This window comes from Polaribacter sp. Q13 (assembly GCF_016858305.2).
GTDB lineage: Bacteria > Bacteroidota > Bacteroidia > Flavobacteriales > Flavobacteriaceae > Polaribacter.
In genome coordinates this window covers 2,291,241-2,308,874 of record NZ_CP074436.1, presented here as the reverse complement: position 1 = coordinate 2,308,874, position 17,634 = coordinate 2,291,241, and the positions used below count along the sequence as shown (strand labels likewise).

The following is a 17,634-nucleotide window of genomic DNA, read 5'->3' as shown; positions in this document are numbered from 1 at the left end:
ATTTATTATTTTTCATGGAATAAAAAAAAGAGTTCTATTTTAGATTCAATGATTAAAATAAGAATGATAAACAAATGATAAAAGGATATGGTAATTTTTCTTTGTAAATTTGCTTTAGAAATAGAAAGCAATGATTGTACAAGGAAACATAGTAGATATACAAAATAAACGAATTTTTAAGGGAGAAGTTGAGGTTGAAAATGGAAAGATTCTAGAAATTAGAGAAGTAAATCACCAACAAGAAAATTATATTTTACCCGGTTTTATAGATGCGCATATTCATATAGAAAGCTCTATGTTAGTACCTTCTGAATTTGCTAAAATTGCTGTAAAACATGGTACAGTTGCAACTGTTTCCGACCCGCATGAAATTGCCAATGTTTTAGGTGTAAAAGGTGTCGATTTTATGATAGAAAACGGAAAGAAAGTTCCGTTTAAATTTAATTTTGGAGCACCAAGTTGTGTGCCTGCAACTTCTTTTGAAAGTGCCGGAGCAATTATCGATTCTGAAGATATTAAATTGATGATGGAAAATCCGGATATTAAATATCTAGCAGAAATGATGAATTATCCCGGAGTTTTATTTGATGACGCTGAGGTTTTAGCTAAGATTCAACACGCAAAAAATAACAACAAACCAGTTGATGGTCACGCGCCAGGTTTAAGAGGCGCTGATGCTACCAAATATATTGCAGCCGGTATTTCTACAGATCACGAATGTTTTTCTTTTGATGAAGCTTTAGAGAAACTTCAAAAAGGCATGAAGGTAATTATTAGAGAAGGTTCTGCAGCCAAAAACTTCGAAGCGTTAATAGATTTATTGCCAGAACATTTTGAGAATATGATGTTTTGTTCAGACGATAAACATCCAGACGATTTGTTGTTAGGGCACATTAATCAATTATGTGAAAGAGCTGTTGCTAAAGGAATCGATGTATTTAAGGTATTGCAAGCGGCATGTATAAATCCTATAAAACATTATAATTTAGATGTTGGGTTTTTACAAAAAGGAGACGATGCCGATTTTATTTTAGTAGAAGATTTAAAGAAATTCAAGGTTTTAGAAACGTATATTAATGGAGAATTGGTTGCTAAAAACGGAGTTTCTTTTGTGAAATCTGTTCCTTTTGAAGTATTGAATAACTTTGATACAGATAAAAAGAAAGCTTCCGATTTTAGATTTGAATCTACATCAGAAAAAATTAGAGTCATTGAAGCTTTAGATGGCGAATTAGTAACCAATCAGATTGAAGCAAATGCTTTAATTGTTGATGGAAACTTAGTGTCAAACACAGAAACTGATATTTTAAAAATGACAGTTGTTAATCGTTATCAAAATGATGTACCAGCAATTGCTTTTATTAAAAACTTTGGAATTAAAGAAGGAGCAATAGCAAGTTCTGTTGGGCACGATTCTCATAATATTATAGCGGTTGGAGTTTCGGACGAAGCCATTTGTAAAGCTGTAAACCTTATTATAGAAAATAGAGGGGGAGTTTGTGCGGTAAACGCAACTGAAGAAAAAATAGTTTCTTTACCCGTTGCCGGAATAATGTCTGATAAACCAGCTGAGATTATTGGAAAAGCGTATGCAGAGTTAGATGAAATGGCGAAACAAATGGGTAGCAAATTAAGAGCGCCTTACATGAGTTTATCTTTTATGGCGTTGTTGGTAATTCCATCTTTAAAATTGTCAGACAAAGGTTTGTTTGATGGAACTTCGTTTCAATTTACTTCTTTAGAGGTTTTTTAGGGCTTTAAAAGTAACAAAGTAACAAAGTAACAAAGTTTCAAAGTTTCAAAGATTCAAAGTGTCAAAGGTTTTAAGCCTAATTGTCATTGCGAGTTTACGAAGCAATCTCATTTTATATTTAGCGGTTATGCATCTGTATGAAATGAGATTTCTCAATCACTAAAAAAGCTCATTTCGAAATAACAAAAAGCTAGCAAACAAGTTTAGCCCTGATTAACTCTGCTTTTATCTTTTCTGGAATCGTTGAATGCTCCGCATTTGAGCGGTTTGTTTGAGCTCTTTTTTATTTCCTTTTTAGGAATAAAAAAAGCGAGTAGTGAAAGCAGGAAATAGCTTCTAGTTAAAATTTTGTCAAATTCTTAATTTAATGCACACTTCTTTAGGTAATAATTAGCATCTTTCATATAAAAATGTACTTTTGCATAATTAAATAAAAAATTATGAGTTTACAACAAGATTTAGAAAACAGAAGTGGAAATCAATGCGAATTATGTGCATCAAAAGATAATTTATCAATTTATGATGTAAAACCAACCATAACTGGTGGTGGTGGAGTAGATGGAAGCATTCTTGCTTGTGAAACTTGTATTACTCAAATAGATAATCCGGAAGAAACAGATGCAAATCACTGGCGTTGTTTAAATGACTCTATGTGGAGTGAATATAGAGGTGTAAAAGTAGTTGCTTGGAGAATGTTGTCTCGTTTAAGAGCAGAAGGATGGCCGCAAGATTTGTTAGACATGATGTATTTAGAAGATGACGATTTACGTTTTGCTAAAGAATCTGGAGATCATTTAGATGATAGCGAAAAAATTATTCACAGAGATGCAAACGGCGCTATTTTAGAAGCAGGAGACTCTGTAGTTTTAATTAAAGATTTAAAAGTAAAAGGATCTAGTATGGTTGCTAAACAAGGAACTGCGGTGCGTAGAATTTCTTTAGATCATGAAAACGCAAAATATATTGAAGGTAAAGTTGGTCCAACGCAAATTGTAATTATTACAGATTACGTTAAAAAAATGGCAGAAAAAGAGTAGGTTTTTAACATAGATCATTTCGAGTGATTTTCTGAAAGAAAATTGTATCGAGAAGTTGGGAGTTCCCTTACAGGTCGCGCTTTCCGCACTCGCTTTTTTTCTGAAAAAGAAAAAAGAGCTCAAACAAATGCTACAATCGCTAACGCGCTAGTTGGCTAATAAATCGCATTAAAGTTTAGTTTAAGGCTGATTAAAAAGCATAAAAAAACCTCGAAATTTCGAGGTTTTTTTATGCTTATATTTTAGAGTTTCTTCTTATTACGACTCTTAAGTTCTTCAAATAAATATCAAAATAATAAATTAAATTCGTTTCTGTTCTATCACTAACAGATGGTTTAATATAAGATAGAACCATAATTATGGCTATGATTAGATTTTCTATTTCATATTCAGAAAAAGTAATTCAAATTGATTCTCAACTATTATAAAATTCATTTGTATAAGAGTTGTTTAGCATCCTAAGTTTTGTTTCTGTATTAATTTGATAAAAAAAATAAAGGAAGTACTAACTTTTGTATATAAAAAAAACAACCATCAACAATTAAATTGTTGATGGTTGTTCTATTATTATAATAAAGAATAACGAACTCTTATTATTTTTGAACTCTAATAGCTACTCTTCTTGCTAATTGTCTAGCACTAGAAGTTGCAGTAGTATCTTCACCTACACCTTTGTAAGATAATTTGTTAGCGCTTACACCTGCATCAATTAAAATATTGTATACAGTTTTAGCTCTTTTTTCAGATAAAAATTTGTTGTACCCTTCTGGTCCAGTTTCATCAGCATAACCAATTAATTCAGCTTTTGCAGAAGAATTGTTCTGTAAGTATTGTTTTAAGAAGTTAATTGCACTAGTAGATCCAGTTTGAACGTTAGCTCTGTCAACATCAAAATAAACATTTACATAACCATTGTCAATTAATTGCTTAGCAAAATCGATGTTACCTGTAGTACCTGCTTTTGCATATCTGTTGTCTAATTCAGTAACTAATTTATTTTTATTTAATCCTTTAGCTTTTAATTCAGTAATTTCTTTTTCAGCTCCTTTTAAACGTTTGTCTAAAGTAGCAAAATCTTCTGCTGATACAACTTCAGGTACTTCTGCGTAATACCAGTCTGCATGTTGCTCTTTATTACCTAAAGCAATGTTAACACCTACAGAATAGTTTACAAGTCCTCCACTGATACCATTTCTAGAAGTAGTAGCTGCACCATCAAAAGTATAGCTTTGGTAAAAATTACTGATACCAGATACGTCTAAAAATAAAGAAACTCTATTAGACAATTTATATTGTGGTGTAATACCTGCCATTACATGTAACATTTTATCTACATTTCTATCTATTGGCTCATTAGCGTATAATCTAGATATACCTGCACCACCATGTACTAAAACATTAAAACTGTTTGTCCAGCTTTTAAAGTTTAAAAGGTTACCAGCATTAATAACTCCTTCTAATGTACCTCTATAGTAGTTAGATTTAAAAGGTGTACTACCGTCATCTTCACTAATGTTGTTGTAACCAAAATCTAAACGTAAACCAAACTTTTCATTAATCATGTATCTCGCACCTATGTTCGCTTGCCAGAAATCTGGGTTATGTGTTCCATATCCAGAAGCTCCTGGGAATACAATTGTCTGTACACCAGCTCCAAGATCTATAGACCATTTGTTGAATTCTTGTGCACTTAATTGAAAAATAGAACCTATAAATAAAGCCCCTAAAATTAATTTTTTCATCTTTTAAATTTTTTAAATGTGATTTAAGCCACAAAAATACAATATTTTTTGTATATACAAACAATACTTTCTGTTTAAAAAAATACATTAATCAACTTAAAAATTATTTTTTTTTAGACTTGTTATATATTGTTACAGAATCGTCATAGTTGTTTAATATTTAACGTTTTATTTTAGTTGGTTTTTTCTTTACTATGTCTAATTTTAGAGACTATTTAGCCTGTTAATCACTATAAGTGATGTAAGGTTTTGAATACATCCTAAATCTTTACAATAAATGCGCTAATAAATAGGGATTGAAACATTATTCTATTCAGTAAAAGGGAGATTGTTTTCTCCGAAAAAAGGAACAGATAATAGATTTTATGCAAAAACCTTATATTTTAAAATAGTTAGTAATTATTTAATCTATTTCTTTATGGTAAACATAAAAATTTACATCTACCTTTAAGATGGATTTTTCATTTGATAATTTTAATGTTTGCCATTTCTCTGTTGGATAAATCCAATGGTTTTTAGTATTTACACCTACTTTTAAAGGCATTTTAAAGTTAGCGACTACGTTTGCCCATCGGTATTTTAATTGCTTATTTTTAATAGAATACTCTAAAGTTGGAATTTTAATATCTCTTAAGTATTGGTTGAAAAAGGCTGTTAAATTAATTCCTGTTTCTGTAATTAAAAAACTTTCAATTTGCGCTGTTGTTACTGTTTGATGATAAAAGGTTTTGTTCATTTTTCTTAGAATAGAACGCCATTTTTCGTCATTATCAACCAATTGTCGTAACGTGTGCAACATGTTTCCACCTTTGTTATACATGTCTCCAGAACCTTCGTTGTTTACATTATATTGCCCAATAATTGTACTTTTGTTACCAATTGTTTTTCTTAAACCAATAACATATTCTGCCGCCGCTTTTTTGCCGTAATAATATTCAACAAAAAGACTTTCTGAGTAATTGGTAAAGCTTTCGTGAATCCACATGTCTGCAATATCTTTATTGGTAATGTTGTTGGCAAACCATTCATGTCCAGATTCGTGAATAATGATAAAATCGAATTTTAAACCCCAACCAGTTCCAGATAAATCTCGTCCTAAATAGCCTTGCATATACTTGTTTCCATACGTTACCGAACTTTGATGTTCCATACCTAAATAAGGTACTTCTACTAATTTATAGCCATCTTCATAAAAAGGATACGGTCCAAACCAATATTCAAACGCTTTCATCATTTTAGGAGCGTCTTTAAATTGTTTTTTGGCTTTTTCTAAGTTGTCTTTTAATACGTAATAATCCATCTTTAAAGGGCCTTTTTCACCTTTATAAATTTCAGAAAAATGAGTGTAATCTCCAATATTTACGTTTACTCCGTAATTATTGATAGGATTATTTACAAACCAATTATAGGTTTTTGTAGTTCCATGATCTTCTACACTTTCTAAGGTGCCATTAGAAACATCCATAAGGTTTGAAGGAACTGTTACGCTAATTCTCATGTTTTCTACTTCGTCGTACATGTGGTCTTTACAGGGCCACCAAAGACTTGCACCTACACCTTGACAAGAAGTGGCTACAAAATCGTTTCCGTTTGAATCTTTTTTCCAAGAAAAACCACCGTCCCAAGGAGCTTTTATTGCTTCTTTTGGGTTTCCTTTATAATAAACAACAACGCTTTCTGAGTTGCCTATTTTTTGATCTTTTATAAGCTGCACAAAATGGGCATTACCATCATGTATTACCTTTAATTCTTTATCATCTTGTGTAACTTTGGTTATTTTTAATGGCGCTTGTAAATCTATTTGCATAGAATTATTAGCATTTAAAACGGTGTATTTAATAGTGTTTTTACCTGAAATATATTTTTTACTTGGATTTACTTCTATATCTAAATGATAATAAGTTAAGTCCCACCAAGCTCTCTCTGGGGTTATAGATCCTCTCAAAGTATCTAGTCGGGTAAAACTGTTTTTCTCACTTAATAACCCTTGGGGTTTTACTTTACATGCGCAAATTAAAACAAAAAAGACAAGTATATAAAGGGGGTATTTCATTCGGTTTTATTTAGGTGAAAACTTTTTATGGTTTTAAATTATGGATAAAAAAACTGTTACTTTTTTCTGATTAAAAATCATAAAATTAATTATTTTGTCAAAAAAAAATAACAGTCTTATTGTTTAGCAACTAATCAGTGTTATTCTATTATTTACAATAATCGCAGAGAGGCAAAGAAAAGGGCAAAGTTCTCAAAGAAATAAATAGTAAATGCTTTGCTTTCTTTCCGCAAACCTTTGTGTTTAAATAACCATACTGATTAGTTAGATGGTCTTATTTAGATAATTCTGTAAAGTTTTTATAAAAATACGGAATTGTTTCAATTCCTTTTAAGTAATTGAAAACGCCAAAATGTTCGTTTGGAGAATGAATTGCATCAGAATCTAAACCAAAGCCCATTAGTATTGTTTTACTTTTTAAATGTTCTTCAAATAGAGCTACAATAGGTATACTTCCTCCACTTCTTTGTGGAATTGGCGTTTTACCAAACGTAGTTTCATACGCTTTACTAGCTGCCTGGTATGCAATATTATTTGTTGGAGTTACATAACCTTGCCCTCCGTGATGCGGTTTTACAACTACAGTTACAGATTTAGGTGCAATACTTTCAAAATGTATTTTAAATAATTCTGTAATGTTTTTCCAATCTTGGTTTGGTACTAAACGCATAGAGATTTTAGCAAATGCTTTGCTTGCAATAACTGTTTTTGCGCCTTCACCCGTGTAACCTCCCCAAATTCCGTTTACATCTAATGTTGGACGAATAGCATTACGCTCGTTAGTAGAGTAACCTTTTTCTCCGTACACTTCATCAATTTTTAAAGCGTCTTTATATTTCTCTAAAGAAAAAGGTACTTTTGCCATTTCTGCTCTTTCTTCTGTAGATAATTCTTCTACCTTATCATAAAAACCAGGAATAGTAATATGATTATTTTCATCGTGTAAAGAAGCAATCATTTTTGTTAAAATATTGATAGGATTTGCAACTGCTCCTCCGTATAAACCAGAATGTAAATCTCTATTTGGCCCAGTAACTTCTACTTCTACATAACTTAAACCACGTAAACCTGTTGTTATAGAAGGAATATCGTTGGCAATCATTCCTGTATCAGAAATTAAGATTACGTCATTTGCTAATTTTTCTGTATTTCTTGGTACAAACCAAGCTAAACTTTCCGATCCGACTTCTTCTTCACCTTCAATCATAAATTTTACATTACAAGGCAAGTTCCCAGTAGAGGTCATGTATTCTAATGCTTTTACGTGCATATACATTTGACCTTTATCATCACAAGCACCTCTTGCAAAAATTGCTCCCTCTGGGTGATTTTCTGTTTTTTTGATGACTGGCTCAAATGGAGGAGAGGTCCAAAGTTCTATTGGATCTGCCGGTTGTACATCATAATGACCGTAAACTAATACGGTTGGTAAGTTCTTATCGATGATTTTTTCTCCGTAAATAATAGGATATCCTGGAGTTTCACACATTTCTACGTTGTCGCATCCTGCTTTTTTTAAACTTTCTAAAACAAAATCTGCTGTTAGTAAAACATCTTTTTTATATGCCGAATCTGCACTAACAGAAGGGATTTTAAGGAGTTCTACGAGTTCATTTAAGAAGCGTTGTTTGTTGTCTTTTATATAAGATTGTATGCTATTCATAAGATATAATTTTATTTCTTCATCAAAAGTAGAAAAATTATTATGAACTGCTTTGCAGTTTGCAAGGATTGTTTATATTTGCAGCCCAATTATATTGGAAAAGTTGCAGGCGTGGTGGAATTGGTAGACACGCTAGACTTAGGATCTAGTGCCGCGAGGTGTGAGAGTTCGAGTCTCTCCGCCTGTACAATAAGAGAAAGCTGACTTTTTAAGTCAGCTTTTTTTTTGCACATAACACAACTTAATGTGATGGTAACACTTATTTTATGATCAAAAAAAAACAGATCAAGTCCAAAAGTTGAGGGATTTAGAAGTTAGGCATAAATATTTGAGAGTCTAAAAAGGAAAAATTTGATGTTTCTAACACCTCTAAATTGTGCTCTAAAGGCTTTAATTTTAGCTATAAAAGATTCTGCAGAAGTATTTGTGCTTCTATGGTCAAAAATAGTGGAGTATATTCTGATAATGTATAACCATTTTTGAAGGATTCTAATAATATCTTCTCCTTTAGTGTCTTTAATCATGGCAAGTAAAGTACCTTTCTTTCCATTGGCATTTTTATTTGTAATGATAGAATATAAATCTCCATTAGAAAATGCTGTTTCGTCTATTGAAAGATAGTTTCCGATATTTTTAGAAAAAAACAACCATTGTTCGGTACGAGATTTTTGTTCCCATAGCTTAAAATTACTTAAATAATCTTTGTATTGCTTCAGTAAGATTCTTGGGTTAAATCAGTGAAAATTAACGTATTCAAATTAATAAAAATAACTATATAGAAAAGGGGGGTAGCCGGTGGGGATGGTTAGAAATTACAATAAGAGTTAAAATATTTCTTTAAAAAAAAACTCTTAATAACCTTTTCTATATAGTTTTCTGTGGAAGTAACTACGCGATGATTTTTTATTTAATTACAACTTTTTTACTTAAGGTACCTTTATTGGTATTCATTTTTACAATATACACACCTGTTATAGTTTGTTTTTTAATGTCTAATTGGTATGTAGCTTTTTGTTCATTAATATTCCAAGTACTTATTTTTTTACCAAGTATATCGAATAATTCTACTTTTTGAATGTTTACTTCTTGATTTTTAGAGATTACAATAGTGCTATTGTCGTTATCTGCATAAATAGTAGTTTTTCCAGCAAATATATCTTCCTCTACACCAAGTACTGAACCTTCTGCGGCCTCAAAAGCTAAAACAAATCTGTCGGTGTACGTACCTTTAGGTAATTGATAAGCGGCACTTTTTTTGTTAATTTGCTGTGTTTTACCTGTTAATTTGTCTTTGATATATACATTTTGATTGATGTTGTTTATTTCATCAATACCAATTGTAATAATACTGTTTTCACTTACAATAACTTCTAGTGGCACTTCTAATGCGTTTGTTATTTCTTGAACTCCAGAAATTACATAGTTATCTGAATTATTTGGAAACTTCCAATAGAAATCTGTAGGATTTAGATCATACATTTCAGAGTCATATCCTTTTTCATAACCAAAAGAGTTAGATTGATTAAAAGAAATACCAATTTGGCGATGTAAATTTCTACCTTCATCATTAGAGTAGCTCATTCCTAATTTTAATATAGGTAGGCTACTATTCGTGGTTTTTACTGCTGTTTTCTGATCACTTTTTAGGAATATAGAAGTACCATTTCCTTCTGTTTTATATTCTCTTTGACTATTGTTAAATTTAATTTGTCCGGTACCAATACCTTCTACAAAGAATCCTTGACCGATGGCAACATAAGGTTCTGGAGTTTTGTATAAGCTTGCATATGCAGCTTCTCCTGAGTTAGCAACACAAGGTATAAGGCCGTCATCATCTTGAAATATTAGTTTATCTATAGAAAGCGCACCCTCGTCGTTTGTTGCGGTTATAGTAATATCACTACCTGCTGGTATGCATAAATTAAATGTTACATCATTATAAAATAGATTGGTAGAAGGAAAAGTAAAATCTCCTTTATCTACATTATCAATTTTTATATTAAATTTCTTAGTTAAACTTGATGCGTAGTTTATTTTTAAGTTTTCTACCCCTCTAGGAATATTTGAAAATTTAATATAATCTTGATTATTTAAAGAGACTACTGTGCCTAAAATATTTGAAATGAGTTGTTTATGGCTATTTGTATCTGCATCAGGCACATGCTCCGCTTCAAGCGTGAAGTCAACAGGTCCTGTTTCTCCTGTTTTTACAGCTGTTGCCATACTTACGTTCTGAGCAGCATATCCACCAATATAACCTCCAAAGTTATGACCAGCAGTTCCAGAAGCATTTGTTTCTGCTACATGTTGCCAAAAATAAAGTGTTGATATTAAAGCGTTATTGTCATCTAAAAATTTTCTTGCATTTAAGGCAGAAGGGAAGGGATTTCCTATTAAATAAGATTGTCCTTTAGTTATCTTTTTGGTTTTAAATTCACCATCATTAGGGGTACCAACAAATGTGTAGTTTTGTTTTCTTCCCGGTCCTTTAAAAGTATATCCATCACCTCTGTTTATGGTTCCATTTTTATATTTATGTAACCAATTAGCTCTTCCATCACTAGCAGGAGCATACGTGTATACCCAATAATCTGCTAAGGAAATGCCAGTTCCTGTAAATGAACCATCATATCCACCAACAAAAGTAATCGCTTTAGCTGTGTTTGCTGTTGTACCATCTCTAAGAACAGACTCTAAAGTATAGGTATCTGTATTTAAAGTTGTAACTGGTGAACTCATGTAGTTATAACGATACAAACTAGGTACTTCTGAGTTTTGATCTACAAATAATTGTCCATTACCAGAAACTGTACTAGCATCTGTGTGTGTTTGTATTAGTTGAGCAGAAGAACCAGATAAACGAATGTCTCCATTTAATTCAATATCATTTGTAACCACTAATAATTGATCTGTTACTCTTAATTCATTGTTCTTAGCAACCTTTAATTTTCTTGCACTTAATCGATTGTTTATATGATTGTAATCTTGATCTACTATCACATAACGAGATCTGTCTGGAAAACCATTATCCCAAGTACCATCCTTATTTGTGGTAGTTTCCTTAATTCTGTGTAAACCTAACAATGTATTTGCTTGTTTATCGGAATTTTTTATTTCTGAGATTAATGGATCTTCAGGATGTCTTTTAGTATTACTATCTGCTGTGACATATCCCGATTGATACGTCTCTATTGCGTCATCTATAAATACTACCCATTCCTTAGCATCATATTCTTTATTAGGTGCTGTTACTTTATCTATTCTAACAAATGAAGTATTGTCTGTAATATTAGAAACGATATCATATCTATTTGCCCATGCATAATTTCCTATAGCAGATGAAAGTGTAATAATGTCATTTGCTCCATTAATATCCGTTAATGCGCTGTTTTGTATAATTGTTGCACCTCCTAAATTTGTTATATCAGAAGTTTTTTTGTTTTTAAACAAGATAGATTTACCTACTTTTAGTTCAGAATCTACTATTACTTCAGTAGTTGGTGTTGCTATTGTTAACGCATCAACTTCGGCAATAGTTTTATCTTTATACAATTGAATTTTTATTGTATTCGCAGGAATATCAGTTGTACCAATATTTGTTATCTCTATCCATCTTTCTTTACCAAATTGATAGACTTGCGTAATCATAGCGTCTGCAGCTTCTGGAATATCTCTATAGTCTAGATTACCTTCAGCTGGGTTCTTTGGATCAAAATTACCATCTGTATCTCCAAAAGAGTTTTCTAAAGTAGTTAAAGATGTTATTTTGTTGTTAGGGGTTGTTCCTCCATCATTTACGGTAAAACCAATAGTAGGGTTGTCTGTATTATCATCAAAAGCATCATCTAAACCATCACCGTCTGTATCTTTTCCTGCAAGTGTGTTCCGTGGGGCTCCATTTTCTGCAATGTCAAGAATACCATCATTGTCTGAATCTGCATCTAAATAATCTGGTATTTTATCACCATCGGTATCTACAGGTATAAAAACTTTACCACCTACTTCGTAAACATCATCGATACCGTTATTATTGGTGTCTGTAATGGCAGTACCAATACCACTTGGAGGAATATAACCTGCTGTAGTTTGTACTTCTATATTATCTGGTATACCATCATTGTCTGCATCAATATCTATATAGTCTGGTATTCCGTCTCCGTCTGATGATGTTAGCGAGTTACCTGTATCTGCACTACTTGGAATTCCGTTAGTTGATGGTGTTTTACCAATAACTCCATCTGCCATTCCATCATGATTCTCGTCTTTACCTCCAGTTTCTATAACATCTGGAATACCATCGTTGTCTGAATCTAAATCTAATCGATTTGGGATGCCATCTCCGTCTGAATCTGTATTACATAATTGTCTTACTATAATGTCATCAATAGCTAAATCGTTTCCAAATGTTGCTTTTGTATTGTTTCTGATTACAACAGTAATGTCGCTGTTATTTAATGTAGTTAAAGGAGCATTTGTACCGTAATATTTCCATGCATCTTTACTGCCTGCTTTTTCTCTAACAATGTTTCCTGTATTTACAGAAGGGCCTAAAAGTTTTCCGTTTTGCCAAAGTTCTATTTGTATGTTTGGTAAAACTCTAAGAGGATCATCATTAAGGTTATTGTCAACATCTAAATTTAATACCCAAAAAGATACGTCTAAAAGAGCACCTGCTGTAACACCTTTTATTGTTTTTTTATAAATAATGTCAAGAGTTTCACCTGCATTTACCATTAACATATTGTCATTTGTATGTGTTAAGCTACCACTTGTGTGATCTCCTACGGTTTGCCATCTATCATTTGCCCAACTTGCAGAGTTAGGTATGTTATTAAATACTGCGTAAAGATCATCTTGTAAATCACGACTATAATCATTACTACGTGGATTTTTTAATTCTTTATATGTATAATTTGTAATTATATCATTAGATAGTGGTGTACTCGTAGTGGCATTACTAGATCCAAAATTTTCATAAAGTAGAGGGGTTCCATAGTTTCCACATATATCTTCATCAACATCTAAAATACCATCATTGTCATCATCTAAATCACAAATATCACTAATACCATCTCCGTCTGTATCTAAGTTGCCAGAAGAAGCTGCATCACAACGATTCCCTACAGTAATATCTTCATCATTAGAATCTCCCGAGTCATAATTTGTAATTACGGTATCATTTGGAGTTGTTACTTTAGCTGTTACTCCGTTTTGATAGGTGCCTAATTTTTGGTTTTCAGGTACTGCTATATCAAAGATAATGGTTACACTTCCTTTACCATTAATATTAAATTCCCCCCAATTAAGCGTAGTATCTCCAACTTGTGGTTTTGTTGTAGAAGTTTGTTGAGCATCTTTTAATATAATATTAGCGCCAGATGCATAGGTGAAACCTGCTGGTAGAATATCTTTAGCTGTTACTCCTTTTAAATTTACATTGGTAGCATTTGTTAAAGTTATTTCGTAGGTACCGTTTTCGCCAATATTAACATTAGGTGTGGTTGTTTTTTTAGTTACAACTAAACCTCCTGTTGGAATTTTTAATACAATTAAATCTAACATAATAAGGTCTTGCCAAGAACCTGCATGTAGATTTAAACTAGTTGAACCTGGCGTAAAGTTACTATTTACAACATCTATATCCCAAGCTCCATAAGGGCTACCTGTAGAAGCATTATTACCAGGAGCTGGGTCTGAAACCCCTCCTGAATTTGCGAAATCTTTAGGGAAGTCTGCAAAGGCATTATCTGAAACTTTAATGCTTTCTCCAGCTATAGAAGCATCTCCTTGTAAAGAAGCTACAGATATACTGCCTGCTACATCACCCGAATATACTTTGTAACCTGTTACAGGAACAGTAATGTCTCCATATACAAAACCTTTTAAGCCATCATACACATATACTTGATTAATCCCAGTTTCATCAGTTGGTGATTTGTAGACTACCAACATTTGCCATGCTCTTACATTTTCTTGAGAGTAGGCGCAGGCTGAATTGAATCTTAATTGAACAGTACTATTTGGAGATGTTGAAATCACATCTGCAGTATAAGTTCCAGAAGGATTAGGCTGTGCTAAAACTTCTGTAGTAATATCAGCTAAAAAACCTTCGTATATAGGGTTATAACTACTAAATGGTACCGTTTCTCTATAACTTTTATCTTTTGTTATAGTTTTTGTGGTTCCGTTAGGAAACGTAATAGGAATGGTAGTAGATAAAGGATTATATGATGTTAAACCAGATCTGCCATGTTTAACAAGCGCAAACCATTGTACATATACAGCTTGTATAACTGCATCTGCAGGTATTGATAAATTAGCACTTGTAGCTGCCCCGTTACCTTTAGTACAAGTATAGGTTGTTCCACTTGTATTGTATTTAACCTCACTATTCCCTATTTGTTTATAGGTAAGGTTTGCACCAGAAAATTTCTTGTAAAATTGAATATTATCATTGGTGTCGGGTCCTGGTCCTTGCGCACTCATAGAAAAGGAAGTGGCAAATAATAATACGGTAAGTATTGTTAAGCTTTTTAAGCTGTTTTTAAATAGGTGTTGAATTTCCCCAAATTCACATACCTGAAAAGTAGTATCCTTCATAGTTTCTTTTAAAAAAAATGTTTTTTGTGGGGGAGTCGATAAAATGTAGGGAGTATCAAGATATCACTATCTTAATCTTTGCAAATGTACAAATAAATTGTTTTGTACAAAAAAATAACAAACTTATTTTTCTATTAATTGTGAGTCATTTTTTATTTACAACAGTATCCTATAAGACCTCTAAAAATTACGTTTATTTAATTTAAAATGCTACTCTTTTGTTAAAATTAAAGTTTCAATAAACGTAGTCTTCTTGAATTATTTATATTTGATGATTGAAAGAAATTAAAATAGGTAATCTCTTATTTAATCACTCTTTTAGCTATTAGTTTTACCTTATGAAAAACATATTTATTTTTTTATTCCTAACAATTAGTTTAGGAATGTTCTCTCAAATAGAAGATCCTATTAAATGGTCTGCCTCTGTAGAAAAAGTTTCTGATACCGAATTTATTTTAGTATCTACAGCAACCATAGAAAAAGGATGGCATTTGTATTCTCAAAATGTGCCAGAAGATGGGCCAATACCCACAACATTTACCTATAATAATTCACAAAATAATTTTTCTTTAGAAGATAAAACATCCGAAGAAAAAGGACATACAATAGATGATCCTGTTTTTGAAATGAAAATTAAGTTTTTTGAAAACAGTGCTGTATTTAAACAAAAGGTAAAAATAACTTCAGACATCAATACTATTAAAGGAGTTGTAGAATTTATGGTTTGTGACGATTCTAAATGTTTACCTCCTACGGAAATAGATTTAATATTTGAAATCCCTAATAAAACGAATAATAAATTTGATACTCAAGATAGTTTCTTAAATCCTATAAAATGGAAAACATCTGTAGAAAAAATTTCTGAAGATGAATATGATTTAGTTATAAATGCAGAAATAGAAGAAGATTGGCATGTGTATTCTCAATATTCTGCAGACGGTGGTTCCTTGCCGATTATCATTACCAAAGCAAATAAAAATGATGATTATGTATTAAAAGGAAAAGCTGTAGAAAGTGATACTATCAAAAAATTTAGTACAATTTTTAATGTAGAAGAAACTTATTTTGATAAGAAAGCTACTTTAAAGCAAAGAATAAAATTAAATAATAGAGATGTTTCTACGGTTGCTTTAAATTTAACCGGTCAGGTTTGTAAAGAAGCATGCATACAAATAGATGAGGATTTTACTTTTTCTTTAAATGGTGAAAATGAAAGTACCAATGCTGTAAATACGCCTATAGTAGATAATAAAGTTACAAATAGCCTTTTGTATGGTATAAATACAGAAGATGTATCTTTTTCAACTGTAAAATGCGACACAGAAGTAAGTAGTAACTCTAACGAAATACAAAAAGGAGGAAAGTCTTTATGGAGTATTTTTGGACTCGGTTTTTTAGGCGGATTATTAGCCTTACTAACGCCTTGTGTTTTTCCGATGATTCCTTTAACGGTTAGTTTTTTTACAAAGAAAAACGGTAAAAATAAAGGAGAAGGAGTTTCTAAAGCTTTATTATATGGCTTCTTTATTTTTGCAGTTTACATTATTTTAAGTATTCCTTTTCATTTATTAGATTCTGTAAATCCAGATATTTTGAATGAAATTTCTACCAACATTTGGTTAAATAGTATCTTCTTTATCGTTTTTGTGTTTTTTGCATTTTCTTTCTTCGGATATTATGAGTTAACATTACCGTCTAGTTGGACATCAAAAACTACGGAGGCAGAAAGTTCTGGTGGTATTATCGGTATCTTTTTTATGGCATTAACTTTAGCAATTGTCTCTTTTTCTTGTACCGGTCCAATTTTAGGGTCGCTTTTAGCAGGCTCTTTAACAGGAGATGGTGGCGCATGGCAATTAACTGCGGGTATGGCAGGTTTTGGTGTTTCCTTAGGATTACCTTTTGCTTTGTTTGCAATGTTTCCGAATATGATGAATGCCTTGCCAAAATCTGGTGGATGGTTAAATACAACCAAAGTAATCTTAGGGTTTTTAGAATTTGCTTTAGCGTTTAAATTCTTATCAAATGCAGATTTAGTAGCCCATTGGGGAATTTTAAAAATAGAACCTTTCTTAGGACTTTGGATTATAATTTTTGCAGGTTTAGCCTTATACTTATTGGGGAAAATAAAATTTCCGCATGATTCTCCCATTAAAAAATTATCATTTTCTAGAATTGCAGGAGGTGTTTTAGTGACTGCTTTTGTTATTTATTTAGCATCAGGATTTATGGTGAATAAAGAAACAAAAACATTTACTCCTCTAATGCTATTAAGTGGTTTAGCGCCACCCGTTGGATATAGTTTTTTATACCCGAATGAATGCCCTAATAATTTAGATTGTTTTAAAGATTTAAAAACAGGAATTGCGTATGCTAAAAAAGTTAACAAACCAATTATCTTAGATTTTACTGGTTATGCGTGTGTAAATTGCAGAAAAATGGAAGAACATGTTTGGCCAAATCCAGAGATTGATAATTATTTAAGAAACGAATATGTTTTAATATCTCTTTATGTTGATGATAAAAAAACACTGCCAAAAGAAGAACAAATTTTAGTGAATCGTATTAATGGAGGAACTAGAAAACTAGATAATTACGGACACAAATGGGCGAATTTTCAAACGCAGTTTTTTAAAACTAATTCGCAACCCTATTATGTGTTATTAAATGCTGATGGAACAAAAATATTAAATCAGGCAGTTGGGTATACGCCAGATGAAAACGAGTATGCACAGTTTTTAGAATGCGGATTAGAAGTGTTTAAAAAGCAGTAATTAAAAATAAGG

General features: G+C 31.8%; 8 protein-coding genes and 1 tRNA gene. 4 read left to right on the top strand and 5 right to left on the bottom strand.

Annotation, left to right across the window (positions count from 1 at the left end; genetic code table 11):
• Positions 1 to 130: 130 nt before the first annotated feature.
• The gene (ade, locus tag JOP69_RS09655; protein WP_203394745.1) at positions 131 to 1,753 is read left to right on the top strand and encodes an adenine deaminase; all 1,623 of its coding nucleotides are present in this window, start codon (positions 131 to 133) and stop codon (positions 1,751 to 1,753) included.
• A gap of 440 nt (positions 1,754 to 2,193) precedes the next feature.
• Entirely contained in the window at positions 2,194 to 2,790 is a 597-nt protein-coding gene (locus JOP69_RS09650; RefSeq protein ID WP_203394744.1) for an alkylphosphonate utilization protein, read from the top strand.
• A 593-nt stretch (positions 2,791 to 3,383) separates the two neighbouring features.
• Here the strand turns inward: JOP69_RS09650 and JOP69_RS09645 are convergent.
• The 3 genes from JOP69_RS09645 to JOP69_RS09635 all read right to left on the bottom strand — a co-directional run bounded on the left by JOP69_RS09645 (position 3,384) and on the right by JOP69_RS09635 (position 8,248).
• Positions 3,384 to 4,532: an OmpA family protein gene (locus JOP69_RS09645; RefSeq protein WP_203394743.1), complete on the bottom strand. Its 1,149-nt coding sequence runs from the start codon at positions 4,530 to 4,532 to the stop codon at positions 3,384 to 3,386.
• A 403-nt stretch (positions 4,533 to 4,935) separates the two neighbouring features.
• Complete coding sequence (locus JOP69_RS09640; RefSeq protein WP_203394742.1) at positions 4,936 to 6,585, bottom strand: M1 family metallopeptidase; 1,650 nt, start codon at positions 6,583 to 6,585, stop codon at positions 4,936 to 4,938.
• A 274-nt stretch (positions 6,586 to 6,859) separates the two neighbouring features.
• Positions 6,860 to 8,248 carry a dipeptidase gene (locus JOP69_RS09635; RefSeq protein ID WP_203394741.1) on the bottom strand — a complete coding sequence of 463 codons (1,389 nt, stop codon included), beginning with the start codon at positions 8,246 to 8,248 and terminating at the stop codon, positions 6,860 to 6,862.
• A 105-nt stretch (positions 8,249 to 8,353) separates the two neighbouring features.
• On the opposite strand from JOP69_RS09635, the gene JOP69_RS09630 reads away from it, so the two are divergent.
• Positions 8,354 to 8,435, top strand: a tRNA-Leu gene (locus tag JOP69_RS09630).
• A 127-nt stretch (positions 8,436 to 8,562) separates the two neighbouring features.
• Here JOP69_RS09630 and JOP69_RS09625 read toward each other — a convergent pair.
• Together JOP69_RS09625 and JOP69_RS09620 are read right to left on the bottom strand one after the other, a co-directional pair.
• Complete coding sequence (locus JOP69_RS09625) at positions 8,563 to 8,895, bottom strand: transposase (protein WP_252191095.1); 333 nt, start codon at positions 8,893 to 8,895, stop codon at positions 8,563 to 8,565.
• Positions 8,896 to 9,151: 256 nt separating this feature from the next.
• Complete coding sequence (locus JOP69_RS09620; protein ID WP_203394897.1) at positions 9,152 to 14,848, bottom strand: T9SS type A sorting domain-containing protein; 5,697 nt, start codon at positions 14,846 to 14,848, stop codon at positions 9,152 to 9,154.
• A gap of 338 nt (positions 14,849 to 15,186) precedes the next feature.
• Between JOP69_RS09620 and JOP69_RS09615 the strand changes: the two genes are divergently transcribed.
• Positions 15,187 to 17,622 carry a thioredoxin family protein gene (locus JOP69_RS09615; protein ID WP_252191094.1) on the top strand — a complete coding sequence of 812 codons (2,436 nt, stop codon included), beginning with the start codon at positions 15,187 to 15,189 and terminating at the stop codon, positions 17,620 to 17,622.
• Positions 17,623 to 17,634 lie beyond the last annotated feature (12 nt).

What these genes read in the sequence shown, in the direction of transcription:
- ade (WP_203394745.1), top strand. Translation starts at nt 131, where the DNA reads ATGATTGTACAAGGAAACATAGTAGATATACAAAATAAACGAATTTTT.
- JOP69_RS09650 (WP_203394744.1), top strand. Translation starts at nt 2,194, where the DNA reads ATGAGTTTACAACAAGATTTAGAAAACAGAAGTGGAAATCAATGCGAA.
- JOP69_RS09645 (WP_203394743.1), bottom strand. Translation starts at nt 4,532, where the DNA reads ATGAAAAAATTAATTTTAGGGGCTTTATTTATAGGTTCTATTTTTCAA.
- JOP69_RS09640 (WP_203394742.1), bottom strand. Translation starts at nt 6,585, where the DNA reads ATGAAATACCCCCTTTATATACTTGTCTTTTTTGTTTTAATTTGCGCA.
- JOP69_RS09635 (WP_203394741.1), bottom strand. Translation starts at nt 8,248, where the DNA reads ATGAATAGCATACAATCTTATATAAAAGACAACAAACAACGCTTCTTA.
- JOP69_RS09620 (WP_203394897.1), bottom strand. Translation starts at nt 14,848, where the DNA reads ATGAAGGATACTACTTTTCAGGTATGTGAATTTGGGGAAATTCAACAC.
- JOP69_RS09615 (WP_252191094.1), top strand. Translation starts at nt 15,187, where the DNA reads ATGAAAAACATATTTATTTTTTTATTCCTAACAATTAGTTTAGGAATG.